This is a genomic window from Desulfitobacterium sp. THU1, from assembly GCF_038181555.1.
In the GTDB taxonomy this organism is placed as follows: domain Bacteria; phylum Bacillota; class Desulfitobacteriia; order Desulfitobacteriales; family Desulfitobacteriaceae; genus Desulfitobacterium.
Genome location: NZ_JBBWUA010000001.1, coordinates 48,795 through 74,294, shown reverse-complemented (window position 1 = coordinate 74,294; position 25,500 = coordinate 48,795). Strand labels below are relative to the sequence as shown.

Sequence of the window (25,500 nt, the reverse complement as noted above, 5' to 3'; positions counted from 1 at the left end):
CGCCAAGCCTTTTATCATTTCACAACTTTTGTTTTTTGCAGATAAGCGGCGATAAATTCATCAATCTCGCCGTCCATCACCGCTCCGGTATTCGCTGTCTCCTCATTAGTTCGATGATCCTTCACCATGTTATATGGATGGAAGACATAAGAACGAATCTGGCTACCCCAAGCGATATCCTGCTGTTCCCCTCGAATCTCCGAAATTTCATCTTCCTGCTGTTTGCGTTTGAGCTCCAAGAGCTTGGCCTGCAAGATACGCATACAATAGGCTCTGTTCTGGATTTGCGAACGTTCACTTTGGGATTGAACGACAATACCCGTGGGTATGTGGGTGATGCGAACTGCTGAACTGGTCTTGTTGACGTGCTGCCCTCCTGCACCGCTGGCCCGGTAGGTATCTACCTTAAGATCCTCCGCAGCAATCGGGACTTCCTCGCCATCATCCATGACTTCGGGAATCACATCCAAGGAAGCAAAGGAGGTATGTCGGCGCCCCGAAGCATCAAAGGGGGAAATCCGCACGAGACGGTGAACCCCTTTTTCTGATTTCAGATAGCCATAGGCATTTTCTCCGGAGATCGAGAGAGTAGCGCTCTTAATCCCGGCTTCATCACCAGGTAGCAAATCCATGGTTTCTACTTTATACCCATGACGCTCACCGTAACGTACATACATCCGATAGAGCATGGAGACCCAGTCTTGAGCTTCTGTCCCCCCTGCCCCAGCATGAAGTGTCAAAATGGCATTATTACGATCATATGGACCGCTCAATAGGATTTCTAGTTCTAAACCCTCGAGACGTTGTTGGAGTGCCTTCACCCCTTCTTCAATCTCAGCCTCTAGGGACTCATCGTTTTCTTCCACTGCCAATTGATAGAGGGTCAATAGATCGTCCAACTGTTGCCTCAAGGTGGTGAAAGTTTTCAACTTTTCTTGATGATAAGAAATTTCCTGCATCACCTTTTGGGCGGATTCTGGGTGATCCCAGAAATCTGGCCGTTGCAACTCGATCTCTAATATACTAATCTTATCTGCTCTTTGAGCGACGTCAAAGAGAGTCCCTCAAATCTGCCAAGCGCGTTTCTAAACTTTCGAGCTCCCTTTTCCATTCAAATATCACTTAACAATCACCACCCAAATATTTATCACTAAACTGATCTAGTGTAATAGCACAATCAATAAGGTAGGGCGATGCACAGCCTCGGCCGGTGCTTCGCCCTCAATTTTCCCTACTTTACTTGGTCTCTGGTACTATCAAATTTAAGCGCTTTACGCTCCGCAGCATTTCTTATACTTTTTGCCACTTCCACAGGGGCAGGGGTCGTTACGTCCGATTTGAGGTCCTTCATTATGGACTGGGCGGGCAGCCTCTTCCTCATCTCGATTCGTACGGACATGCTGAGGTTCTTCCTGCTTTTGCTCCGTTACTTGAGGGGTCACTCTCATGATATAGCGAATTGTATCTTCTTGGATAGAGCTAATCATGCCTTGGAACATATCATAGGCTTCATGGCGATATTCCACCAAGGGGTTCTTTTGCCCATAAGCCCGTAAACCAATGCCCTCCCGGAGCATATCCATGGCGTCCAAGTGATCCATCCACTTTTTGTCCACCACTTGTAGCATAACAGCCCGTTCGATTTCCCGCATAATCTCTTCGCCGAAGGCCTCTTCCCGAGTTTTGTAATGTGCGCGGGCTCTTTCCAGAAGCATCTCGACGATTTCTTCTTTTTCCATGTTGGCCACTTGGTCTGTGGAAATATCATGGTTGGGTAGGATGAGATTCTCCACATACTCAAGGAAGCTGTTGAGATCCCATTCTTCCGGATAAGGGCTTTGGGCACCAAACATATCCACCGTTTCCCGAACCACTTTTTCCAACATATCCGCAATGCTTTCTTGGATGTTTCCACCCATCAGCACCTGACGGCGTTGAGCGTAGATCACTTCACGCTGGAGATTCATGACATCATCGTAATCCAAGACATGCTTCCGAATCTCAAAGTTGCGATTTTCCACGCGACGTTGAGCCGTCTCTACCGAACGAGAAATCATCTTGGAGGTGATGGGAATGGAGTCATCCATACCCAATTTATCCATCATCCCCATGATGTTTTCAGCACCGAAGAGGCGCATCAGATCATCTTCGAGGGAGAGGAAAAATTGAGAGGAACCCGGGTCCCCTTGACGTCCGGCACGTCCACGCAGCTGGTTATCAATCCGGCGCGATTCGTGGCGCTCTGTTCCAATAATATGCAGACCGCCCAGAGGGGCTACTTCCTCACCGAGGATAATATCTGTACCACGACCGGCCATGTTGGTGGCAATGGTTACCATGCCTTTTAACCCTGCACCGGCAATGATCTCAGCTTCTTTCTCATGGAACTTGGCATTGAGCACTTGATGTGGGACACCACGACGCTCCAACATATCGCTTAAACGCTCAGACTTTTCAACGGATACGGTACCCACAAGGACCGGTTGTCCCTTTTTATAGCGTTCAATAATTTCTTCCACAACAGCTTTAAACTTACCCTCTTCAGTCCGATAGACCACATCAGGTATATCCTCGCGGATCATCGGCATGTTGGTGGGAATAACGACGACATCCAGTTTGTAAATTTTCCTGAATTCCGGCTCTTCAGTCATCGCTGTCCCGGTCATGCCGGACAGCTTTTCAAACATCCGGAAATAGTTTTGGAAGGTGATGGTTGCTAAGGTTTGCGATTCTTTTTCAATTTTTACTTTTTCCTTGGCTTCAATCGCTTGATGTAAACCTTCCGAATAACGCCTTCCGAACATCAGTCGTCCCGTGAACTCATCTACAATAATGACTTGGCCATCCTTGACTACATAATCCCGATCTCGCTTAAATAGGGCATGGGCTTTAAGAGCCTGATTGACATGATGAGCCAATTCTGTATGCAAATCATCAAAGAGGTTTTCTACGGCGAGCATGGTTTCAACCCGGCTGACCCCTTGTTCCGTCAAGGTCACCACCCGGTCTTTTTCATTAACATTATAGTCTTCTTCCGGTTTTAAGCGGGGAATAATCATGGCAACGCGGAAATAAAGCTCAGTCGGCTTGTCCGCTTCACCGGAAATAATCAAAGGGGTCCGTGCCTCATCAATTAAGATAGAGTCTACTTCGTCCACAATGGCATAATGTAGCTCCCGTTGCACAAGACCATCCGGCCGGGTCACCATATTATCACGGAGGTAATCGAAGCCAAATTCATTATTGGTACCATAGGTTATATCTGCAGCATAGCTTTCACGCCGCTGGCTATAGTTTAAACCATGAACAATGAGACCTACGGATAGCCCTAAGAATTGATGGATGAGGCCCATCATTTCACTGTCACGACGGGCAAGATAATCATTTACGGTTACAATATGGACTCCTCGACCTGTTAAGGCATTCAAATAGGACGGAAGAGTTGCTACCAGCGTTTTTCCTTCCCCAGTACGCATCTCCGCAATTCGGCCATCATGGAGGACCATGCCGCCGATGAGCTGCACATCGTAATGCCTTTGGCCGATGACCCGCCATGAAGCTTCTCTAACCACGGCAAAGGCTTCGGGTAAAAGGTCATCCAGACTTTCCCCGTCAGCCAAGCGTTGTTTGAATTCATCGGTCTTAGCACGCAACTGTTCATCTGACAGAGCCTTAATTTCCGGCTCTAGAGCATTGATTACCTCAACTCTTTTTTGGTACTTTTTAATCTCACGTCCATTATCATCGAATAACTTGTCTAAGAAACCCATTATTGACCACCTTTCCATCTGTCCAAGGGTATCGTCTCATTTTATCATTACCGACAACAGGGTGCAAGCCAATCCCCGGACGCACAATAGGAAATTCTCTACTAAAGTTTATATCAGAGCGCTAAAATAAACAAATAAACGTAAGAATGGCCTACTGCAGTAGGCCATTCCTAGATATCCGCTTTGAACTTTCACGAGCCTTGATTACTTTTCGGGTTCCAGTAAGCCATAATCTCCGCTTTTCCTCCGGTAGATCACGTTAATATCTTGAGTGTCCATGTTGGTAAAAGCATAAAAATTGTGGCCAACTAGGTTCATCTGCATAATCGCTTCTTCCACAGACATGGGCTTTGTCCCGAACTTTTTGTGGCGAACTACTTCTTCGGAATCATCTTCCAGATTCGACGGTTGTTGTACCTCATGGTCTTTCAGTACTTTTGTCCGCATGCGTTTGTTGATCCGAGTCCGATATTTATCAATCTGGCGCTCTAGCTTTTCGACAACCAGATCGATGGAAGTATACATATCTGTACTTTCTTCCTCACCGCGGAGTATCATCCCCTGAAGGGGTGCAGTAACCTCAACACGATGACGGCCTTCTTCAACCAGCAGGGTTACTTTCACATCCATGAACTGATCAGAGTATTTCTCTAACTTACCAACCCTTTTCAAAACGTAATCCTTCAGGGCATCGGTGACTTCCATTTGTTTGCCGCGAACGCTGATGTTCATAGTAAAACCCCCTTATTATCCTGGATACCTATTTATTTGAATAACTATAATATTCCCGTTTATCTTCAAAAATCCTTCCCCAATTTTCCTTTCCGTTGAACTAAATTAACAAAACCTTAATAAAAAAAGAGAACTGTTGTAATTTTGCCAACACTTCTCTTTTTTATTCATGTCACAGAAACTATCCCCAAGCTGTGTATCTGGTTATCCTATCCATAGTTCCCTTATCTTAATTGTACGTTTGTCGCTTGCTCCCCCCGTGGACCTTGACTAATATCAAACTCCACCCCTTGTCCTTCATCGAGCGTGCGAAAACCATCACCGCTAATTGAAGAAAAGTGCACAAAAATGTCTTGTCCATGATCCCCTTCAATAAAGCCATATCCTTTTTGTTTGCTAAACCACTTTACTTTACCCAGCACGAAATATACCTCCTTGGTTCCTTCACAGCCTTCGATGCGAACGAAAGCTGGTCTCTTAGGAAGGATGCCCAAAGCGCAGCTAGCTTAAACCTAGCTATAGAGAATATTTTTGGCGGGATAATGAAAAGCATTAACTATTTATTCTATCAGCAAGGCATTCCAACTTTTACAAGATCTTGCTCAGGAAAGACTGGGTCCGTGGATTCCGTGGATTGCCAAAGAGCTCAGCCGGTGATCCTTCTTCCATGATCACTCCCTCGTCCATGAAGATCACTCGATCGCCCACTTCTCGGGCAAAACCCATTTCATGGGTAACCACAACCATAGTCATACCTTCCCGGGCTAGATCCTTCATGACAGCTAAAACCTCTCCCACCATCTCGGGATCAAGAGCAGAGGTCGGTTCATCAAAAAGCATGACTTTTGGATGCATAGCCAAGGCGCGAGCGATAGCCACCCGTTGCTGCTGTCCACCGGAGAGTCGATCAGGATACTCATCCGCTTTATCTTCCAAACCAACCTTTTTGAGTAGCTCTAAGGCGATCTCCTGGGCTTGATGTTTGTTAGTCTTACGAACAATTTCCGGGGCCATGGCGACATTTTCTAAAGCAGTCTTATGAGGAAACAGATTAAAGCGTTGAAAAACCATTCCAACCTCACGGCGGATAGCATTCACATTAGCTTCTGAATTCAAGGGAATTCCATCGATGGTAATTTCCCCTTGGGTCGTTTCCTCAAGCTTGTTGAGGCAACGCAGAAAGGTGCTTTTTCCTGACCCGCTGGGACCAATCACGACCACAACTTCTTTTTCTTTTATATGACAATCTATCCCGCGCAGGACCTCCAGTTTGCCAAAATGTTTATGCAGATTTTTAACGGTTATCACTCTTACCGAACCTCCTCTCCGTGTAGCTGACGAACCGCGATAAAATCAAGGTCATCACCAGATAGAATAAGGCTACTTCCATGTAGATGACAAAGGGTTGGTAGGTTCGGCTGACGATAAGTTTGCCGGTATACATGAGATCTTGTAGAGCGATAATAGATACTAAAGATGAGTCCTTTAACAAGGCAATAAACTCATTACCAAGGGGAGGGATAACCCGCTTAAAAGCCTGGGGAAGAATAACGTGGCGCATGGCTTGTGTTTGACTCATACCCAAGGAGCGAGCTGCCTCGCCCTGACCACGGTCGATGGACTGGATGCCGGCTCGAAATATTTCGGCAATGTAAGCTCCGGAATTCAGCCCCATGGCCACAATCCCAGCGATAAACTGGTAATTATTGGGTATTTGAAAATTAAAAAGCTGCGGGACAGCGAAATATACCATAAGAATCTGTACTAAGAGGGGCGTGCCTCTAAAGAAATCAATATAAGCAATGGCAAAGCCACGCACAATCCGGCTACCGGATAAACGCATCAGGGACATAAACAGCCCAATGACAATACCCATAGCCACTGCCCCGGCCGTAAGTTCTAAAGTAATGACTGCCCCTTTCAGCAAGGGGTTGATACTCTCAATCATTAATTCCCAACGGAGTTCCACACCCACATCCTCCTTTATTTACAAGATCATCAAGCCTAGGCTGATTTTTACCTGATAATTATACAGTCCATAGCAAGCTTATTCAAGAACTATCCTGCATGCAGTTTTCCCCAATAGCTTGTCTTAAAAATTAAACGCCCAGCATTGCTAGGCGTTTGGGTCATAGTTGGCTTATAAAACACTTAGAATTTAGGTGCATCCTCATTAAACCATTTTTTATAAATCTCGTTATACTTCCCATTGTCCATGAATTTCTTAAGGGTAGCATTGACTTGATCTGCTAATTCCTTATTGTCAAGCTTGAAGGCGATACCAAAATATTCTTTAGGGAAATCACTGGATACGATTTCGATATCCATATTTGGGTTTTGCTTGATGAAATAGTAAAGGGTTGGTGTATCTGCTACGACTGCATCAGATCCGCCAATCATCATATCATTGATTGCATCCCCGATAGTCTCGAATTTCTTCGGATCGATACCTAATCCCTCAACAGCACCTTGACCTGTAGTTCCTTGCTGAACACCGACCTTTTTACCTGTCAAATCCTTCTCGGATTTAATATCACTGCCCTTTTTCACAGCAATAACTTGAGCGGATTCAAAATAAGGAGCACTGAAAAGTACGGACTTGGAGCGATCGTCAGTAATAGTCATTGCAGAGATCACCGCATCATAATTTCCTTGGCCAATAGCAGTCACTAAACCATCAAAGGATGAAGATTCGAACTTCACAGTGTATCCCAGATCTTTGCCGATCTCATTCATTAAGTCGATATCAAAGCCGACGGCATTTTGTTTTTCATCCATAAATTCAAAAGGTGCATACTCAATAGCCGAACCAATTTTTAAAACTTTTTCCGTCCCAGCATTCGAAGTTGCTGGATCCTTAGCCGGAGCTGGAGTTTGGCTAGCTCCGCAACCTGTCAGAGCGAGCAAGCTCATCATGACGACAGCAATAACTCCATTACGTAACCCTTTTTTCATTTCTTTTCCCTCTTCCTTTACTTCTTACTTTAATTTACTTTACTTATCCACTTTGTAATTCATGCCATTTTTTTAAGTATATCTTGTCTCTTTGGCTAGTAAATATTATACATAAGGGAGTAAGTTTATGCAATGACTTTGCCTAAATATGTTTATTCGCATTGATTTTAGTTTCCTTGAAGATAAGAAAAAGCATCGGGTTCTACACCCAATGCTTTGATATATTGCTCGGTTACTCTCTGATTAGCGACCTACGCGTTGAGCTTGGTAGCAATCACGGCAGTAAACGGGGCGATCTGAAGTTGGTTGAAAAGGAACTTGAGTTTCAACTCCGCATTCTGCACAAACAACTGTGTGCATTTCGCGTTGACGAGACTCACCGCCATTACGGCTTGTTTTACGAGCATTACGGCAATCTCTGCAACGTTGTGGTTCGTTTTCGAAGCCTTTCTCTGCATAGAATTCTTGCTCACCTACGGTGAATACAAATGTGGTACCGCAATCTTTGCATACTAGATCTTTGTCTTGAAACGCCATGAAGATAATCCCCTTACCTAAAAAATAGTAACAGACTCACGCCTATCCGACCCTATTATACCATCGAATTTGGAGGCTGGATAGTCCTTTTTTTCTTAGGATTTCACCATACCGGCAGCCAAAACAAGCCCATAGACCTCCTCTGCGCCGTTCTCCCTCAGCTCCTTCGCGCAGTGTTCCAAGGTTGCTCCGGTAGTCGTTACATCATCAATTAACCATATCTTTGCTCCTTGAATGACCTTTTTCTCGGCGGTCGGCATCCGGAAAACTCCATCTAAATTATGCAGCCGCTCCTGGCGGCTTAAGCCCACCTGGGGTGTAGTGGTCCGAACTCTTTGGAGCCCCTCCCATAGTGGAACCCCCAGTTCCCAGTGCAGAAGCGAGGCAATTGCCGCCGCTTGGTTAAAGCCCCGCTCCGCTATTCTTTCTGCATTCATTGGCACAGGCACCAAGACATCCGGTGGCGGCAAGTGATGAATTGCAAATTCCGCCAAGGGCTGCCCGAGTCTTTTGAGGAGATAGGGCTGGGACTTAAATTTGACATCCTGAATCAATTCCCGCCAGGCCTCGGTATAATGCCCCCAAGCCACCACTTTTTTTAGTCCCTTGGGGCCCCTTCCTTGGGAACAGTCATGACACTCTTCAGTATTTCCTTCGGTAATCTTACCGCAGTGGCTACAACGCATAAGACGGGGATAAAAATAAGCAGACTCACAGACACCACAAAAAACCTGACTCCCGTTGACTGAGGTATCACAGAGCAGGCAGTTGGTTTGCTTTTCATAAACCAAGGAGCGAACAAGGTCTTTTAAATCTTGCCAAAGGGAGTAAGTATCACGTGCCATGAGGTGCCTCCTTTGCCTAATCAATTAAGCCCTGGGTCAGGGCTATTTCATTTTGCTCCCTGATCCAAGCCATCGCTTTTTCCATCCCGGGAGTCTTCCCCGCGGCAAGAAAGAGTGCGCTTCCAGTCGGATTTTCTTGGGTTCGCCCCACCCGTCCCGCCATCTGCACGAGAGCTCTCACATCAAATAGTTCATGGTCTGCCTGTAGCACGACGACCTGGGCATCAGGAATCGTTATTCCCCGTTCCAAAATGGAGGTACAGACAAAGGCATCATACTTCCTTCTTCTTAACCCATCGACCTTCTCCCGTCGCGCAGGGTCTGAGCTATAGCTTCCGGCAATGGTCCACTCTGGGAATTCACTTTGCAACAGATCAACCCATGAGTTAACCCAGGATATTTTCGGGACAAAGATGAGAATCGGTCCCAGCTGCACTGACTCTTTCAGCCACTCCCATACCTTCAGACTCGGATGACGACTAAATCTTTCCGGTTCCAAAGCCTCGGAAACTTTTCGCCATTCAGGCATTGGAATAGCCCGTCGGTGGTGTCGAGCGGGTATGCGAATGAGCCCCATCTTCCCTCGCCTCACCTTATCCAAACTCTCTGTGGTTGGGGTGGCGGTTAGATATACAATCTTCCCCCCCAGTCGCAAGGCTTGCTGAATTCCCCATGCTAAAGCATTGTTGCCATAATAGGGGAAGGCGTCCATCTCATCAAGAAAGATTACATCAAAGGCTTGGTAAAAGCGGAGTATCTGATGAGTGGTGGCAATGACCAAGTGAGATGAGGCAAAGTGCTCCGGACTGATTCCGGTTAAGACGCTTACTTGCAGATCTGGAAAATCCTCTTGCAAACGAGGCGCTACATCATGAATCACATCTTGTCGGGGAGCTGCAAACAGAACTCTTTTGCCTCGCTCAAGTGCCCATGCAGTAGCCGGAAAACAGACCTCTGTTTTACCCGCTCCACAGGCTGCCCAGAGCAAGATTTCCCTCTCCACACACTCACTTGTCGAATCACCTTGGACATATTTTAAAATATCTTGGGAAGCCAGTCTTTGAGCCTTACTTAGCTCCCAGCGTGGCGAGAAGACAAGCTTAATATCCTTAACCCAATTTCTATCTGGTGGACCTATACTTCGATAGAGAGCATGAAGAGAGCTTACTGCCCCTAAGACCGTACATTCCACACAGGTAGCGGTTAACCCATAAATGCTTACCCATTCCTCTACCCTTATCCCCCCGCAGCGTTGGCATCTCCAGCCTTGTCCATCCTTAATAACCGCAGGGATCCATTCCCCATACCCTTTGCTAATTTGTTCATGGCATAGGAATAAAACTTCAGCATAAGGGATGTGACATTCCTTCCCCAACCGTTGAAGATCGGCTTTCGCTAGCAACCTTCCCGCCGTTCTAGCTTGAAAATCTTCTCTGTTCTTATCCCGAATCTTCTCCTCCGAATTGAGTTGGAAACTCTCCATACCCTCCCAGTGCCAAGCTTGGGAGACGTTTACCCTTTTCTGCAAAACTTTGAGGAGCTCCTCCTTGAGCCAATCCCGATCCCTTTTCAGGACCTTTTCTTCTCCCTTTCTCCACCTGGTCCAAAAAGTCGTTGACCTCTCTGCTTTAGTTTTTTTGTTGCTTATTTCATCTAGCAAGCACAAGGCAACACTCAAAGGTAGACTAGGCAGCAAGACCTCAGTCTTCTCCTGAAGGTAGCTCACTTCTTTAAGAGGAGTGATATGCAATTTCTCTGATTCCGTTAGCAGAATATAGAACATCGCCAAAAATCACTCCTTCATAGTAATCCCATCTTCTATAGTACAAAAGTCCAAGTTATTACACTATTCTTCCTCACCTGTTGTTCCCCTTCTTGTTTTTCCCATTAATTTTTTTCGGTCATCCCAGCATTTCCCAATATGTTTCTTTCTCTTTTGGGGTAATCTATCATCGTTCCGGTTTAAAGGGCTTGTCTCTTAAACACAAAGGAGGAGTGCAAATTGTTGAGGAAATTCGCTGTTAGTTTACTCACCTTAGCCTTTCTCTCATTAGGTGCTGGTAACGCCTTGGGAGCAACAGCTGCTGCACCTGATCCTGCCAAATTAGCGGAAATCAAAGCTCTCCATCAACAAATGGTTGAGCTCAAGGTGCAATTGCTCGACAAACAAGTCGAAGCAGGAATTCTTGAAAAAGAAGAAGCTGCTGAGATCAAGACGAAAATCCAGCATCACCAAAAGAAGGTCGAAGAGGATCTGGCTAATGGAAAGTATGACTTCGGGAAAAGACATCATAAAGATGGTGTCAAAAAAACTGATGGCGATCAGAAAACACCCGGTACAAAATCTTCTTCAAGTACGCGCTGACTTTGCAAGGCACCCACTTTTAACTGGAACTCTGATCCCCCAACTCAAGTTGGGGGATTCCTTTATTTTTAAATAACTATGTATGGAACACTAGAGCTCAACACTACTAATTCTGATCAAGCTCCGACTCCTGCATTCGCCATGTAAAGCTGGAAAACGCTTGCTTTAGACATTGAAGATGGCGTAACTCTTCCGTAGTGAGTTGACCCCTTTGTCCAGATAACTCAATCTCACAATGGACAGGTATTCCCATTTCTTGCTCCATATCTCTAATAAAATGTCTCAAGGAAAAGGCGAAGCGTTCCTGCTGGTCGATGGATTCGTGATTGATGAATTTCACAATGACTTGGGATCTATAGTAGTTTCTCTTCCAATCTACAATTCTTTTCTCTGCAGTCGCCGGCATTGTCCATTCCCAATAATCAGCGAGAAGCCAAAGCAAGGCCACTATGGCTCCCAGTGCTGTAAGTTGTATATTCATCTTTCTCTCCCTCCTATCCTAGACTATGCAAGAATTGCTGAAGGGTAATTTGTCTTAAGATAGGCATTATAAAGCAGGGATATCAAGCATTAGGAAAGAATTCTTAGAGTGCTAAAAATAGCGCAAAAAAACTAGGGCTGAGCAACGCTCTCCCTAGCTTTTAAATGGTTTATATAGTTCAAATTCGTCTTAGTTATCTAATTTCGGGCCTACCGCAAATTTCAAGGTTCCCTCAGCTACTACGTCGTTTCCCACAAAAGCTTTGCCTTGAGCAACGCCAATACCGCGTTTCAGCTTTAGGAGTTCAACTTCCAGACGAAGTTGGTCCCCTGGGATGACTTGTTTGCGGAACCGCACATCCTCAAGTCCGGCGAAAAGGGCCACATGTCCTGCGTATTCCGGTAGCTTTAAAAGAATGACGGCTCCCACCTGGGCTAAGGCTTCCATGATCAGCACTCCAGGCATCACCGGATAACCGGGAAAATGCCCTTGGAAAAAGGGCTCATTGCCGGAAACATTTTTCAATCCAACCCCGCGTTTCCCTTCCTCTAATTCGAGAATGCGATCAACCAGTAAAAAGGGATACCGATGGGGAATGATTTTTTGGATTTCTTGACTTTCTAACATATCTAGGACCTCCTATCCCATGACTTTTAGTACCTAGTCACAATTTTGTGTATCCTTAGTATAACCGAGTTTGGCGAAGAAGGGAAGAACCGCATTGGCTACCTACAAAGTATTACAATTAATCGGCGGTGGAGAGATCGGGGGTGCCGAGCAGCATGTATTGACCTTGCTACAGGGGCTTAACTCGACCTCCTTATCTCTGACTTCCGGCTGCTTAGTTGCCGGACCTTTCGCCAAGCTAACTGAAGAGCTTGGAATTCCTACTCTACTCTTTCCCATGAAACATGCTCTGGATCTTTCCCCTTTGCCTAGGCTAATCGAGGCGATACGCAGAGAAAAGTTTTCGCTTCTCCACACTCATGGCTCTCGAGCTAATCTTCTTGGCAGATTAGCCGGCTGGCGTTTAAAGACCCCTGTGATCAGCACGGTTCATAGCTCCCTTCGGCAAGATTATCTTTCCCCCCAGGCTGCCCGCTTAGCCCTAACCTTAGATCGCATAACTCTGCCCTTGACTTCTGGAATTATCACGGTTTCCGAGGCTTTAGCTCAAGAGGTTGCAACCCGTGGCGGGCAAAGGATCCGCACGATCTACAACGGAATCCCGTCTCTACCTCAGCTTGATTCTCTTGAGAAACGGGGCAATCTACGTCAGTGTTTTCGCCAAAAATGGCAAATTCCTGAGGGTACCCTAGTAATCGGTTCTGTCGCTCGCCTACACCCAACAAAAGGCTTAAGCACGCTCCTTGAAGCAGCGCGAATCCTCCGGAGTCAATTCCCCTCAATCCATATTCTTATCATCGGCGACGGACCCCTCCACTCAGAACTCCAAAACCAAGCAAAGGCCCTTGATCTGCCACTTACCTTGGCGGGTTATCTACCTGATGCTTACCGAGCCCTTCCCGCTATGGATCTTTTTGTTCTTCCCTCCGTTAGCGAAGGGATGGGTCTCGTACTCCTTGAAGCCATGCAAGCCCGTTTGCCTATTGTTGCGACGACTGTTGGAGGTATACCCGAAGTCATCCGCCACAACCAGGATGGGTTACTGGTCCCACCCGAGCAGCCGAAAGCCCTCGCCGAATCCTGTGCTGAATTTCTCAAGAAACCTGACTTTGCTGCCTCGTGTATAGCTTCTGGAGCGAAGCGCTGGCAGGATTTCAGCGTCCAAGAGATGCTTAGGCAAACTCAGGATTTATATGGTGAAGTGTTGATGATTTAAATTCATGATGTTAACAATATACAAAAAAGATGCTCTTCTAGGTGATTATCCTACACGGAACTACCCCTAGAAAAGCATCTATTTTTAGCTTACCATCAATCTATTCACTATCTATTTAATTACCATTTATCTAATTACCATCTATCTATTTCGCTGATATGTATAGTCTAAAATCGTGAGGAAATTCCAGGTATCTTTATTTTGGTGACTGCTTCGCCCTTCCCGGGAATCTCTTTCTGAGCTTTGACTCTCATCCCCATGATTCTGACTATTCTCATCATGCTTTGACCGCTCATCGGCCTTACCTGAACTATTGTCGTTTCCGCTCCTGTTGTCCCTAGTGTCTGAATTAACCTTATTGTTATTGGACTTCTCAGGGTTATCATTTTCCTTAGAATCCTTCGTAGTGTCGCGTTCCGGCAAGCTTCCTCGGTTACCTGGGCTACGGGAATTATTTCTGCCATCATCCTTGCTGTCGTCATCTCTGCCCCAACCCTTAGTCATGTCCTTGGAATTATTGTACTTGTTGTAGTTGTTGAAATTGAAATTTTTATTATTGTTATTGTTGTCGTTATACTTTTCTTGGTCTCTTTCTTCCTTAGAGCCATCCTTTTGTGCATCTTTGCTGTTTGTTTTGCTTCTCATAGAGTGTTCTGTGAAGGAATCATTACTTTCGATGATATGCTTATCCTTGCGCAACTGCTCTTGAATCTCAGGGTTTTCTAATAGGCTCTCCCGCTGGTCCTTTTCTTTGACTGCCTGTGAATCTACTTTGATACCCGCCTTCTGGGCGGTGTCCACTAAGGCATACTCCCCTAAAGATAGCCCTGTCTCTTGAGCCTGTCGTTTTTGAGCTGAGGTCAATTCATAGGCCGCTACTGTCGGTTTAAGTCCCTGCTCCTGAACTGCTTCTTGGACTTTTTGGGTTATTGCCTCCATTTTGATGGTAGCAGTCGGTAGCATTTTCTTTGTCTCTTCAGCCGCATAACCAACTACAACCCAGTTTTGTTCTTCCGTCAAATAATGGAGTTCAGCTGATTTCTGAATAATTTCATCCAGAGCCTCTTCCCAGACCTTCCCTTCAAGGGAAAGTCCCAGCATCAACTGCTCTGCTTCAGAATTAAAAGATTCCAGTTCCAAAACCTCTCCCTTCTGGTCCAGAGTAAGCTGAAGGCTAGGATTGATGTCGAGGGATATCATAGCAACTGCCGTCCTCGGTTGAAAAACACTCCACCCGAAGATACTCATAAAGGTCAAAATAAACACAGCCGCTATACTGGCCCCGATCCGCCAGATAGGTGCCTTGTATTGAGCAGGAAGCTGAATTTCTTCTCCGATCTCGACATCCCTTTTATACTTAAGTGTTTTAAATTCTCCATCGCCGGTTAGGACTGTAATCTTCTGGTTGTTTTTTTCCAAAACTACGCCCTTATTTTTGTTCATCCTTCAGCCCTCCTTTCCTCTGGGAGTACATATTCCCTTAAATAGATATAGTCATGTTGATTTGCGATTAATAGGGCTACAGCGAGGATATACTTTCTACCCCGCTCTAGAACCTTAGGATGGACTTGGGTCTTAAGAGTTAAGGCTTGCATGGGAAGTTTACCTGTTCTTTCCACTTGAGCCCATAATTCAGAGGAAAAAGCAAGAGTGCGGGCAACACTGAGCAGGGTTTCTCGACTATCGCGGTGCTTCGGACATACTTCAGCTAGGACTTGAAAGGATAGCCCATAACGTTTAAGGGCTAAAGAGAACTCTCGAATCTCAGCCGCTCGCTCTTGGTTTTGTTGACGCTCCTGGAATTCATGGATGCCCACATGGATTTCTACAGCCTGACCTACTTCGTCTTGATCCAGCGACAAAGCGTCACGCAAACGCTGCTTGCGATAATAATCAATAAGCCGGCGTTTCATGAGAAGCCGAGCATAGGCTAAAAAAGGAACCCCGCGTTCTTCTTCAAAATGATCGATAGCTTCGTTAAAAGCGATTAAAGCCTCCGATAATTCCTCATCTCTACCCCAGTCTAAGGTTCGGTGACAGGTCTGAATGGAAACATGACGAATAAAAGGCTGAGATTCCTGTAAAAAGTCCTCTCTGGCCTGTGGGTCGAGTGTTATCTTCTCCCAGGACCATTTGAATTCCCATTCAGGCATTTTCCAACCTCCTATCCATAAATACGTTAATACGATTTTCTTTTGTGTCGGTGTCGAATTTTTTATTTTTTCTATCGTGCTTTTCTGGTTCGCGCTTGTTCTTTACTGGATCGTATGACCCTCCAAGCAAAGCGAGGAAGTACGAGTTGACGTTTGATTCTCGAGGGCTGTCTAATTAAGCGATAGAGCCACTCCAGATGAATGTCTTGAATCCAGCGGGGAGCTCTTTTATTGATTCCGGCCAAGGCGTCGAAGCTACCGCCCACCCCGATGCTTATTGTATCTAAATCCAAATGGGAAAACATCCAGAATTCCTGGCGAGGAGCACCTAAACCAACCAATAAAAGGTCTGGTTTAAAACTGCGAATCTGCTCGACCAGGCCCTGCTCTTCCTCGCGGCTAAAATAGCCGTGGGCAGCTTGCCACTGGAAGCCTGGGTATCTTTCAGCGGCCTTTTGAGCCGCACGTTCAGCCACGCCGGGTTGACTTCCCAAAAAGAAAATGCGCCATTGCTTTTCTGCCGCTACAGGTAAAAGAGCTTCAACCAGATCGATACCGGTAACCCTTTCCTCCACAGGATATCCTAAGCGCTTGGCCGCCCACACGACACCCACCCCGTCGGGCGTAACAATCTGAGCAGAATTTATAAGCTGCTTCAGCCGGGCATCCTTTCCTGCTCCATAAATAAGCTCCGGATTCGCTGTAACCACTTGGATGGCTTGATGACTGCTTACCGCTTCCTGTATTTTAAGGAGGGTTTCGGCCATGGTCTCCCGGTCAACTTTAACCCCTAATATATCTGCTTTCATGCAATAAACCCCCTTAAGACGAAAAGTTTCACAATAATTGAGGTCGATGGTAGAAATAATAAAAACCGAGGCTCAGCTTTCCCCGGTCATGACCGGATCCGCCCCTTTCCTCGGCTTATTTATGTTTGTCCATTGTAACCAACTGCTTAGATTATCTAGTCCTTAAAAGCTATGTTCCAGTACCTTACCTGTTCCTAAAGCTACACATGAAATAGGATCATCAGCCAAAGTCACCGGCAGTCCTGTTTCACGTGAGATGCGGGTATCAAAACCATAAATCAAGGATCCACCACCGGTCATGACAATCCCTTTATTCAAAATATCCGCAGAAAGCTCAGGGGGGGTACGCTCCAATACTTCCTTAACAGCCCCTACAATCGCTTCCACATTTTCTTCGAGGGCCAGATAACACTCCCGAGAATTCACGTTTATCGTCTTGGGAAGGCCTGTGACTAAATCTCTGCCCCGGACATCGATTTCAGCATGATCAGGACGACCCTCGGGAATAGCTGAACCGACGGCTATCTTTACCTCTTCCGCCGTCCGCTCACCAATCATTAGGTTATACTCACGTCGAATATGACGAATAATGGCTTCGTCAAACTTATCGCCGCCGACTCGCAGACTTCGTTTGGTAACAATTCCTTCTAGGGAAAGGACCGCCACATCTGAGGTTCCACCACCGATATCCACAATCATATTACTCGTAGGTCCGGAAATATCCAATCCTGCACCTAAAGCAGCGGCGTAGGGTTCTTCAATCACCTTGACCTGTTTGGCGCCAGCTTGATAAGCTGCTTGTTTAACAGCCCGTTCTTCAACCTCAGTAACCCCAGAGGGAATGCATACGACCACCCGTGTTTTAAATAAGGGCCAACGACGCGCTCCGGCCTTTTCTAAAAAATATTTGAGCATCAGCTCGGTGGTCTGATAATCAGCGATAACTCCATCACGCATGGGGCGAACAGCAATAATGTTCCCTGGGGTTCTTCCCAGCATCATCCGTGCGTCTTCCCCAACAGCAATTCGTTTGTTGGTATTTTTATCTATTGCAACAACCGAAGGTTCATGGAGAACAATTCCCTTTCCCTTAACGAAAACTAAAACGCTGGCTGTACCTAAATCAATTCCTAAGTCAATACCGAACATTGGTTGTGGTACCCCTTTCTTACTCTTCTGGCTTGTCCATCCTCAAAAATCCCAAAATTTACTTTCCCGGCATTCATGGTTGGCTATTACTTTTGCAGCCTAAGTTAACCTCTTAAACGCAAAAGTACAATCTCCCCTGCGGGAGATTATACATAATATACCACATTCTTTTATTCGATGAAAATACACTAATTCCTCTATTATTTTTATTTATCTACTTTTGTCAAATATCTTTTGAGATTTGTTTATCTTAGGGTACCCTATCACTTAAATAATAACCTTTTATTACCCTTAATTCTCTTGATATTTCTTCCGAGTGGCTTCCCCGCCACGAATATGACGCTCTGCTTTATTGCTCTCCAGAATTTGCTTCACTTCCATGGCTAGTTTTTCATTGATTAGGGGCAGTCTTTCCGTGACATCCTTATGGACCGTCGATTTAGAGACTCCAAAAATGTCTGCCGTTTGTCGTACCGTGGCGCTCGATTCCATTATGTAATTCCCGATATCGAGTACACGTTTGCGGATATATTCTTGCACCCAGAAGCCCTCCTTTTTGCAACGAAATTTTATACATTTATATGCACATAAAACTAAAAAAGACATCCTCAAGGGATGTCAGTGATTGGTAAATGCTGTATAAGGATAAAAGCTTATTTTTTTCTAAGAAAAAAATGTATGAGACTTTTTGAATAACGAATACTAAGCCTATAGCCAAATGCTCATTGTCTAAAGGAGGTAGTTTCGTGGCAAAGAAAATGAAAACGATGGATGCTAATCAGGCCGCAGCCGAAGCGTCCTATGCTTTGACTGAGGTAGCGACCATCTTCCCGATTACCCCATCCTCACCCATGGCCGAAGCAGTCGATGAATGGTCGGCCCACAGCAAAAAAAATATTTTTGATCAACCAGTTAAAGTTGTAGAGATGCAATCCGAGGCTGGGGCAGCTGGAGCAGTACACGGTTCACTCCAAGCAGGAGCCCTTACAACGACTTACACTGCTTCTCAAGGCTTGCTGCTAATGATCCCCGAGATGTATAAAATAGCAGGAAATCTGATTCCTGCAGTATTTCATGTCAGTGCCCGGGGTCTTGCCACCCATGCTCTTTCCATTTTTGGTGACCACGCCGATATTAATGCCTGCCGCCAAACAGGCTTTGCTATGCTCTGCTCCAATGATGTTCAAGAAGCCATGGATCTTGGTTACATAGCTCATCTGGCAGCCATTAAGTCCCGAATTCCTCATCTACACTTTTTCGATGGCTTCAGGACATCCCATGAGGTGCAAAAGATTGAAACTACCCCTTATGAAGAAATCGCCAAGCTCGTGGATTATGAGAAGATTCAACAATTCCGCGACAACGCTCTGAACCCCAATCATCCTGTCTTGAGAGGCACCGCTCAGAACCCTGATATCTACTTCCAAGGGCGGGAGGTTGCTAATCCTTTCTATGACGCTGTTCCGGATATCATTGAAGATTATTTCAAAGCGTTCAAAAAAATAAGCGGTCGGGAGTACCATCCTTTTCAATACTATGGAGACCCTGCTGCCGAAAACATCATCGTGGCTATGGGTTCGGTATGCAACACCATTGAAGAGACTATCGATTTCCTCGCCCAAAGAGGAGAGAAGCTGGGGCTGATCAAAGTTCATCTCTATCGTCCCTTCTGCTCGAAATATTTCTTCGATGTTCTACCCCAATCCGTCAAAAAGATCGCAGTCCTGGACAGAACAAAGGAACCCGGTTCCACAGGGGAACCCCTCTACTTGGATATTCTCCAAATGTTTAGCCAAACAGAAAAACGGCCCCTTATTGTGGGTGGCCGTTATGGTCTGGGTTCGAAGGATACGACACCTTCACAGATTTTGGCTGTCTATAAAAACCTTAACCAGAACCAACCCAAAAATAACTTTACCATCGGCATTGTCGATGACGTCAGCCACACTTCATTACCAGAAGAAGAAATTATTGATGCTTCTCCAGAAGGCACCATTCGCTGCAAGTTCTGGGGACTGGGCTCTGATGGCACTGTCGGTGCTAATAAGAGTGCCATCAAGATTATCGGGGATAACACGAATCTCAATGTTCAAGGCTATTTCGAATATGATAGCAAAAAGTCGGGTGGGACAACCATTTCCCACTTGCGTTTTGGTAAGCATCCTATTAAATCTTCCTACTTAGTTTTTGATGCGGACTATATTGCTTGCCATAATAAGTCTTTCATCTATAACTACGATATCTTGAAGGGTCTGAAAAAGGGCGGCACTTTTGTCTTGAATTGTCCATGGACCAAGGAGGAAGTGGAAGATCACCTCCCTGCGGCCCTAAAGCGCTATATGGCTAAAAACGAGATCAATTTCTATCTAATCGACGCCATCTCCATCGCTCGGGGTATCGGGTTAGGCGGTCGAATTAACATGGTCATGCAGGCGGCCTTTTTTAAGCTGGCAAAGGTCATACCTATCGATGACGCTATACTCTACTTGAAAGACTCAATAAACAAGGTCTATGGCAAGAAAGGCGCCAATATTGTCAAAATGAATGAGCAGGCCGTGGATCAGGGCATTGAATCACTCATTGAAGTGAAGGTTCCTGCCTCCTGGGCGGACATTCCCGATGAGGATATGCCCGTCAAAGACGAACCCGACTTTGTTAAGACCATTCAACGTCCGATGGAACGCCATGCCGGAGACGATCTCCCCACCAGCGCTTTTGTCGGTAGGGAAGACGGAACCTTCCCCTTGGGCACGACGAAATTCGAAAAACGCGGCATTGCCGTAGTTGTACCGGAATGGCAAATTGACAAGTGCATTCAATGTAATCAATGTTCCTATGTCTGTCCTCATGCCACCATTCGCCCCTTCCTATTAGACGAAGCAGAGTATGGGAAAGCGCCTGACACCTTCAAAACTAAGAAACCCAATTCGAAAAAGCTGGAAGGTTATCATTACCGAATTCAAGTTTCTCCTTTGGATTGCACTGGCTGCGGAAACTGCGCCGATATCTGTCCGGCACCGGGTAAAGCCCTCGTCATGGAGCCTGCAGATCATGCCATTGAGATGGAAGCAGAGAATTGGGAATTCGCCATGACGGTCACCGAAAAGCGAGACCTCCTGGATGTAAAAACTTTGATCGGTAGCCAGTTTGCCCGACCCCTTCTGGAATTTAACGGAGCTTGTCCGGGCTGCGGCGAAACACCTTATGCTCGCCTGATCACCCAGCTTTATGGGGATCGGATGATCATCGCCAATGCCACCGGTTGTTCTTCCATTTGGGGAGGTAGTGCACCTTCTGTCCCTTATACCACCAATGCCGAGGGTAAAGGTCCGGCGTGGATGAATCCTCTCTTCGAAGACAATGCTGAATTTGGGTATGGGATTTATCTAGGCTCCAAACAAATCCGCGAGAAGGTCGCTCAACTGATGAGTCAGGGTCTAGAGGGTAACATTAGCACCGAGCTGAAGGGGGCCTTTCAAGACTGGTTAGATAACTTCAGCGATGGGGAAGGATCCAAAAAAGCCAGTGCCCGTGTATTAGAATTGCTCAGGAAAGAAGATATTTCCGCTAATCCCCTCCTCCAAGAAATCATGGCCAAAAAAGATTATCTGATCAAGCCTTCCGTCTGGATTTTCGGCGGGGATGGCTTTGCCTATGATATTGGTTACAATGGTCTAGACCATGTCCTCGCCAGTGGTGATGACATCAATATTTTCATCTTTGATACAGAAGTCTACTCGAACACCGGCGGTCAGTCCTCCAAAGCAACCCAAACTGCTGCCATCGCCAAGTTTGCCGCTGGCGGTAAAAAAGTCCGCAAGAAAGACTTGGGTCTGATTTCCACTACCTATGGTTACATCTATGTGGCCCAAGTCGCCATGGGTTCTAATATGAACCATACTCTCAAAGCCATTACTGAGGCTGAAAGCTATAAAGGACCTTCTATCATCATCGCCTACGCCTCCTGTATCAACCATGGCATCAAAACAGGTATGGGTACGAGCATGGCGGAGATGAAGAAGGCTGTCGATGCGGGATACTGGCACCTGTGGCGGCACGACCCGCGCCTGAAGGATCAAGGAAAAAATCCCTTTACGCTGGATTCTAAAGAGCCTAAAGACTCCTTCCAAGACTTTATCAAGGGCGAAATTCGTTACTCCTCCCTTAAAACGGTCTTCCCCGAAATTGCGGATGAGATGTTCCAAGCCGCCGAGGAGCACGCTCAGGATAAATATAAGACCCTTAAACGCATGGCAGAGCAGCAGTATTAAAATCTGCTTATCCTTTGCCATCCGAAAAAACCCCTCAGGCATCCCGCCCTTAGGATGACACTGCGATCTTAAACTGGAGACATCAATTAAGGAGGTTCCGTAATGACCGACAAAAGCAGCTACAACCAACCTAAAGAAAAATTCATGGCCAATCCCATTGAACGCCATGATTCTGCCGCTTGGCGAGCCGAGATCAAAGAACTCAAAGCAGAATCCAAGGTCGCCATTCCCACGGAGGATTCTGTCGATGAGGCGAAAGACTGGGTAGATAATAATTCTTTGTCTTAGAAAATATGTTATTAAAAAAGAGCGGGGCCTCCCCGCTCTTTATTTATACTTTCCTCCAGCCTAAGTGTAACCAGCGACTTCGCCTTTTTGGATGTGTGCTTCAAAGGTTCGACGAAGCCGGATTTCATTTAATAAGAAGCACTGGTTGTGATGCTTTTGCCAGGACCTTCTGGCTTACACTCCCCATGAATGTACCGGCTAGCGAAGTATAGCCACGATAACCCATTACAACCAAATCAATATTTTCACTGATTATCTCTTTCAATATCACTGATGCAGGATAACCAGGTTTTAGACTACAAGTCAGCTTTACTCCTTCAAGATCTACATTTTTAGTTGTAGCAGCCAATGTTGCTTCTCCATTAGAACTAAACTGCTGTTGAACTACAGTTTCATCCTCAGATAGGGTATATCCCAGAGCTTCAGGTGTCATCAGCACATTCAGTAACATTATCTCCGCATTAAACTTTTTACCTATCTCTAAGGCTACTAATAATGCCCTGCGAGAATACTCCGAGCCATCCGTTGGGACAAGAATCTTTGTAAACATATTAACACCCCACCTCTAACTTAATAACTAACCTGCCCGAAGTCTCACACTTTAATAGCGGCATTTGTCGTTCAATACCAATAGCGCGGGTAATTTCGATTAGGTGATAAATTATTCACTAATACTGCAATCAAAACTAATACTGCACTGCCCAAGAGCATCGGGGCAACAATATACATCGGGCCGGCACCATTGAGGACAGCAAACATTGCCGTTGCCCCACCTGGTGGATGAGTCGTTTTAGTCAATAACATTACGAATAATGCAAGGGCAGTTCCTAAGGTCACTGACCACCATGTTGTTCCAAAAACCTGATAGGCTAATACGCCTATACTCGCCGAGAATGTATGTCCGAAAATTACGTTACGCGGTTGAGATAGGGGAGCATCCGGAACACCATAGACTAATACCGCTGAGGCCCCTAGAGAAGCCGCTAACATCGGCATTTTGTAGAAAAACAACAAGATGCTTAAAAACGAGATACCTAACATAGTGCCAAATAAAGTAATAAGAATGTCTATAGGAGCAGGAGAGACAAGGGGAGTAATTCGTTTATGCCCTTTAAATTTAATGAGATATTTTATAAGTATACTTCTCTTCTCATTACTTTTGGGGATTTGGGCACTATCCGAGAGATTCAAGTTAATTCCCTCCTTTCTCAATAAAAATTGAACACTGAACTAAACTTTAGCAGGGATTGAATCCCCTTCGTATGAAGACTTGGTCAACAGAGTAAATAAACTGGATGCGTAATATATGGCAATATTACCTAAAAATACTTTTTCCCGATGTGAGTCAAATCACAGATTTTTAGTGAGAATCATCTTGTTCCATACTAAAGGGACCATTGCAAACGAAGTTGATTCGCTAGCAACGGTCCCCTTTGAGTTGGTATATCAGAGAGTATAAGTCTACGAATGTACTACTGTAACTAAGGAATCTGTACCAAATCCCCCTGCCACACTTCATAGTGCAGATGAGTCTGTTCGATATCCCCAAAGATATCTGGGTAATAGCCAATCTGGCCAATGGCTTGATTGACTTGCACCCATTCCCCTTCCTTCACGCGTAAGTTTTTTAAGCCACCGTAGATTACGCTCCAATCCTCTCCGCAATCTACCTCAACCTTAATGCCTAGGAATGGGTCTGGCCCCGCATAGGTCACTCTGCCCTCATGTTTAACCCGAATAACCGCTCCCTCAGCTTGTGCAAAATCCGTTCCCGGATGAAAAAGCATAGTCGCCATTTCGCTAGAATAATATTCCCCAGCAACCCGCAGAGGTTTCCCTTGAACAGGACTGGGGAAATCGCTCACCGTTTTAGCAGGAGCTTGAAGAGTAGGTGAGCTCTGCGTGGGTGAGCTCTGCGCTACTTCTTCGCCCTTAAGCAAAGCTTCCGTTCCCAGTAGAGTGACCCCTATCATCAGCACCAATATCATGATTCTCCAGATTGTCATACTCACATCACCTCTAGGATTATCTTTACCCAAAGAGTGAAGAAATAGACCACAATCTGGAAGGCAAGGGAAGGGAAGGTGAAATCTTTCTGAGTTACTAGAGCATCTCGATAACGGTTGCCACAGCCGGCCCGCCACCTACACATAAGGAGGCAACGCCGTACTTTCCGCCACGTCTTTTTAGTTCGCTAAGCATAGATACGATGATACGAGCACCCGTGCATCCTACTGGATGACCTAAGGCAATACCCGAACCATTGGCATTTACTTTATCTATATCAAGATTCAGTTCTCTATTTACCGCGAGAAATTGTGCGGCGAAGGCTTCATTAATTTCGAAATAATCGATATCACTGAGTTTAAGCTTGGCATACTGCAAAGCCTTTGGAATAGCATAGGCTGGGCCAATCCCCATAATCTCCGGGGCTACCCCATAAGAAGCAGTCGCTAAAATCTTGGCAATCGGTTTAACTTCCAGTTCTTTGGCTTTGCTAGCTGTCATTAAGATTAAGGCAGCAGCACCATCATTCAACCCCGAAGCATTACCTGCCGTGACTGTTCCGTCTTTCTTAAAGGCCGGCTTCAGTTTTCCTAAGCTTTCCAAAGATACATCGGCACGCGGATGCTCATCCACCTCAACGACCTTTGTACCTTTGCGGGTGGTTATTTCCACAGGCACGATTTCATCCTTGAAATACCCATTTTGGATAGCAGCGACGGCCCGAGTATGACTGAGGTGGGCCAGCTGATCCTGTTCCTCACGAGTGATGTTGTATCTCTCCGCGAGGTTTTCCGCTGTCACACCCATGTGGTAGCCCATCATGGCATCGACTAAGGCATCATATGTGAGATGATCCTCTAAATTAGTAGGTCCTAATTTTGTACCTTGTCGGGAGTTTAGCAGTATATGGGGAGCGCGGGACATATTTTCAATCCCTACCGCCACACTGACATCGGATTTACCCAAGTACATCTGTTGGGTGGCAATCTCTAAAGCTCTCATAGCTGAACCACATTGCTGATCAACAGTAGTGGCCGCAGCTTCAAGAGGGATACCAACCCCAAGTTGTATCTGCCTTGCGGGATTTCCCTTCACCCCAGCCTTGTAGACCATTCCTCCGACGACATCCTCTACAAGTTTGGCGTCCACTCCAGCCTTTTCTAGAGCACCTTTTACCGCTATCATTCCGAGCTCAACAGCTGAAATATCCTTTAATGATCCTTGGAAATCTCCAATGGGTGTCCTAGCGGCACCTACAATAACAACTTCTTCCATGAACTCACTCCTCTCAAAAG

At 45.8% G+C, this 25,500-nt stretch carries 25 protein-coding genes; 4 read left to right on the top strand and 21 right to left on the bottom strand.

Annotated elements, in window-relative coordinates; genetic code table 11:
* Positions 1-14: 14 nt before the first annotated feature.
* The 10 genes from prfB to AAC978_RS00355 form a co-directional block, all read right to left on the bottom strand.
* A protein-coding gene (gene prfB, locus AAC978_RS00400; protein WP_341545979.1) for a peptide chain release factor 2 occupies positions 15-1,122 on the bottom strand; the annotation gives its coding sequence in 2 pieces (ribosomal slippage) (positions 15-1,052 and positions 1,054-1,122; 1,107 coding nt in all).
* A gap of 149 nt (positions 1,123-1,271) precedes the next feature.
* Positions 1,272-3,770, bottom strand: coding sequence for a preprotein translocase subunit SecA (gene secA / locus AAC978_RS00395; RefSeq protein WP_341545978.1), 2,499 nt, complete (start codon positions 3,768-3,770; stop codon positions 1,272-1,274).
* A 204-nt stretch (positions 3,771-3,974) separates the two neighbouring features.
* Positions 3,975-4,502, bottom strand: coding sequence for a ribosome hibernation-promoting factor, HPF/YfiA family (hpf, locus tag AAC978_RS00390; protein WP_341545977.1), 528 nt, complete (start codon positions 4,500-4,502; stop codon positions 3,975-3,977).
* Between the two features lie 224 nt (positions 4,503-4,726).
* Complete coding sequence (locus tag AAC978_RS00385; protein ID WP_341545976.1) at positions 4,727-4,924, bottom strand: cold shock domain-containing protein; 198 nt, start codon at positions 4,922-4,924, stop codon at positions 4,727-4,729.
* 166 nt (positions 4,925-5,090) lie between these two features.
* Positions 5,091-5,810 carry an amino acid ABC transporter ATP-binding protein gene (locus AAC978_RS00380; RefSeq protein WP_341545975.1) on the bottom strand — a complete coding sequence of 240 codons (720 nt, stop codon included), beginning with the start codon at positions 5,808-5,810 and terminating at the stop codon, positions 5,091-5,093.
* The gene (locus AAC978_RS00375; RefSeq protein ID WP_341545974.1) at positions 5,797-6,471 is read right to left on the bottom strand and encodes an amino acid ABC transporter permease; all 675 of its coding nucleotides are present in this window, start codon (positions 6,469-6,471) and stop codon (positions 5,797-5,799) included. The genes AAC978_RS00380 and AAC978_RS00375 overlap by 14 nt, the downstream gene beginning before the upstream one ends.
* A gap of 182 nt (positions 6,472-6,653) precedes the next feature.
* The gene (locus tag AAC978_RS00370; protein WP_341545973.1) at positions 6,654-7,457 is read right to left on the bottom strand and encodes a basic amino acid ABC transporter substrate-binding protein; all 804 of its coding nucleotides are present in this window, start codon (positions 7,455-7,457) and stop codon (positions 6,654-6,656) included.
* A 243-nt stretch (positions 7,458-7,700) separates the two neighbouring features.
* Positions 7,701-7,994 (bottom strand): zinc-ribbon domain containing protein, encoded by a 294-nt coding sequence (locus tag AAC978_RS00365; RefSeq protein ID WP_341545972.1) that lies wholly within the window; start codon positions 7,992-7,994, stop codon positions 7,701-7,703.
* A 95-nt stretch (positions 7,995-8,089) separates the two neighbouring features.
* Positions 8,090-8,839 carry a ComF family protein gene (locus tag AAC978_RS00360; RefSeq protein WP_341545971.1) on the bottom strand — a complete coding sequence of 250 codons (750 nt, stop codon included), beginning with the start codon at positions 8,837-8,839 and terminating at the stop codon, positions 8,090-8,092.
* 16 nt (positions 8,840-8,855) lie between these two features.
* Positions 8,856-10,622, bottom strand: coding sequence for a helicase-related protein (locus tag AAC978_RS00355; protein WP_341545970.1), 1,767 nt, complete (start codon positions 10,620-10,622; stop codon positions 8,856-8,858).
* Between the two features lie 219 nt (positions 10,623-10,841).
* Here AAC978_RS00355 and AAC978_RS00350 point away from each other — a divergent pair, with 219 nt between their 5' ends.
* Complete coding sequence (locus tag AAC978_RS00350; RefSeq protein WP_341545969.1) at positions 10,842-11,204, top strand: DUF2680 domain-containing protein; 363 nt, start codon at positions 10,842-10,844, stop codon at positions 11,202-11,204.
* Positions 11,205-11,310: 106 nt separating this feature from the next.
* Here AAC978_RS00350 and AAC978_RS00345 read toward each other — a convergent pair whose 3' ends face one another.
* Positions 11,311-11,685, bottom strand: coding sequence for a hypothetical protein (locus AAC978_RS00345; RefSeq protein WP_341545968.1), 375 nt, complete (start codon positions 11,683-11,685; stop codon positions 11,311-11,313).
* 189 nt (positions 11,686-11,874) lie between these two features.
* Positions 11,875-12,312, bottom strand: a complete 438-nt coding sequence (fabZ, locus tag AAC978_RS00340; protein ID WP_341545967.1) for a 3-hydroxyacyl-ACP dehydratase FabZ — start codon at positions 12,310-12,312, stop codon at positions 11,875-11,877.
* Between the two features lie 94 nt (positions 12,313-12,406).
* On the opposite strand from fabZ, the gene AAC978_RS00335 reads away from it, so the two are divergent.
* Entirely contained in the window at positions 12,407-13,528 is a 1,122-nt protein-coding gene (locus tag AAC978_RS00335; RefSeq protein WP_341545966.1) for a glycosyltransferase, read from the top strand.
* Positions 13,529-13,669: 141 nt separating this feature from the next.
* Here the strand turns inward: AAC978_RS00335 and AAC978_RS00330 are convergent, their stop codons facing one another.
* The 5 genes from AAC978_RS00330 to spoIIID form a co-directional block, all read right to left on the bottom strand.
* Positions 13,670-14,971, bottom strand: coding sequence for an anti-sigma-I factor RsgI family protein (locus AAC978_RS00330; protein ID WP_341545965.1), 1,302 nt, complete (start codon positions 14,969-14,971; stop codon positions 13,670-13,672).
* Positions 14,968-15,681, bottom strand: coding sequence for an RNA polymerase sigma factor SigI (sigI, locus tag AAC978_RS00325; RefSeq protein ID WP_341545964.1), 714 nt, complete (start codon positions 15,679-15,681; stop codon positions 14,968-14,970). The genes AAC978_RS00330 and sigI overlap by 4 nt, the downstream gene beginning before the upstream one ends.
* 71 nt (positions 15,682-15,752) lie before the next feature.
* The gene (locus AAC978_RS00320; RefSeq protein WP_341545963.1) at positions 15,753-16,490 is read right to left on the bottom strand and encodes a WecB/TagA/CpsF family glycosyltransferase; all 738 of its coding nucleotides are present in this window, start codon (positions 16,488-16,490) and stop codon (positions 15,753-15,755) included.
* Positions 16,491-16,652: 162 nt separating this feature from the next.
* Positions 16,653-17,639 (bottom strand): rod shape-determining protein, encoded by a 987-nt coding sequence (locus AAC978_RS00315; protein ID WP_341545962.1) that lies wholly within the window; start codon positions 17,637-17,639, stop codon positions 16,653-16,655.
* 291 nt (positions 17,640-17,930) lie between these two features.
* Positions 17,931-18,179, bottom strand: a complete 249-nt coding sequence (spoIIID, locus tag AAC978_RS00310) for a sporulation transcriptional regulator SpoIIID (RefSeq protein WP_015263764.1) — start codon at positions 18,177-18,179, stop codon at positions 17,931-17,933.
* A 206-nt stretch (positions 18,180-18,385) separates the two neighbouring features.
* On the opposite strand from spoIIID, the gene nifJ reads away from it, so the two are divergent.
* On the top strand, positions 18,386-21,910 hold the full coding sequence (gene nifJ / locus AAC978_RS00305) for a pyruvate:ferredoxin (flavodoxin) oxidoreductase (protein WP_341545961.1): 3,525 nt from the start codon (positions 18,386-18,388) through the stop codon (positions 21,908-21,910).
* A gap of 102 nt (positions 21,911-22,012) precedes the next feature.
* Positions 22,013-22,198 carry a DUF3787 domain-containing protein gene (locus tag AAC978_RS00300; protein ID WP_341545960.1) on the top strand — a complete coding sequence of 62 codons (186 nt, stop codon included), beginning with the start codon at positions 22,013-22,015 and terminating at the stop codon, positions 22,196-22,198.
* Positions 22,199-22,322: 124 nt separating this feature from the next.
* On the opposite strand, the gene AAC978_RS00295 is transcribed toward AAC978_RS00300, so the two are convergent.
* The 4 genes from AAC978_RS00295 to AAC978_RS00280 all read right to left on the bottom strand — a co-directional run bounded on the left by AAC978_RS00295 (position 22,323) and on the right by AAC978_RS00280 (position 25,480).
* Positions 22,323-22,748, bottom strand: coding sequence for a universal stress protein (locus tag AAC978_RS00295; protein WP_341545959.1), 426 nt, complete (start codon positions 22,746-22,748; stop codon positions 22,323-22,325).
* 71 nt (positions 22,749-22,819) lie between these two features.
* The gene (locus tag AAC978_RS00290; RefSeq protein WP_341545958.1) at positions 22,820-23,389 is read right to left on the bottom strand and encodes an HPP family protein; all 570 of its coding nucleotides are present in this window, start codon (positions 23,387-23,389) and stop codon (positions 22,820-22,822) included.
* A gap of 290 nt (positions 23,390-23,679) precedes the next feature.
* A complete protein-coding gene (locus AAC978_RS00285) occupies positions 23,680-24,204 on the bottom strand; it encodes a murein hydrolase activator EnvC family protein (protein WP_341545957.1) in 525 nt (174 codons plus the stop codon).
* A 97-nt stretch (positions 24,205-24,301) separates the two neighbouring features.
* Positions 24,302-25,480, bottom strand: coding sequence for a thiolase family protein (locus AAC978_RS00280; protein WP_341545956.1), 1,179 nt, complete (start codon positions 25,478-25,480; stop codon positions 24,302-24,304).
* Positions 25,481-25,500 lie beyond the last annotated feature (20 nt).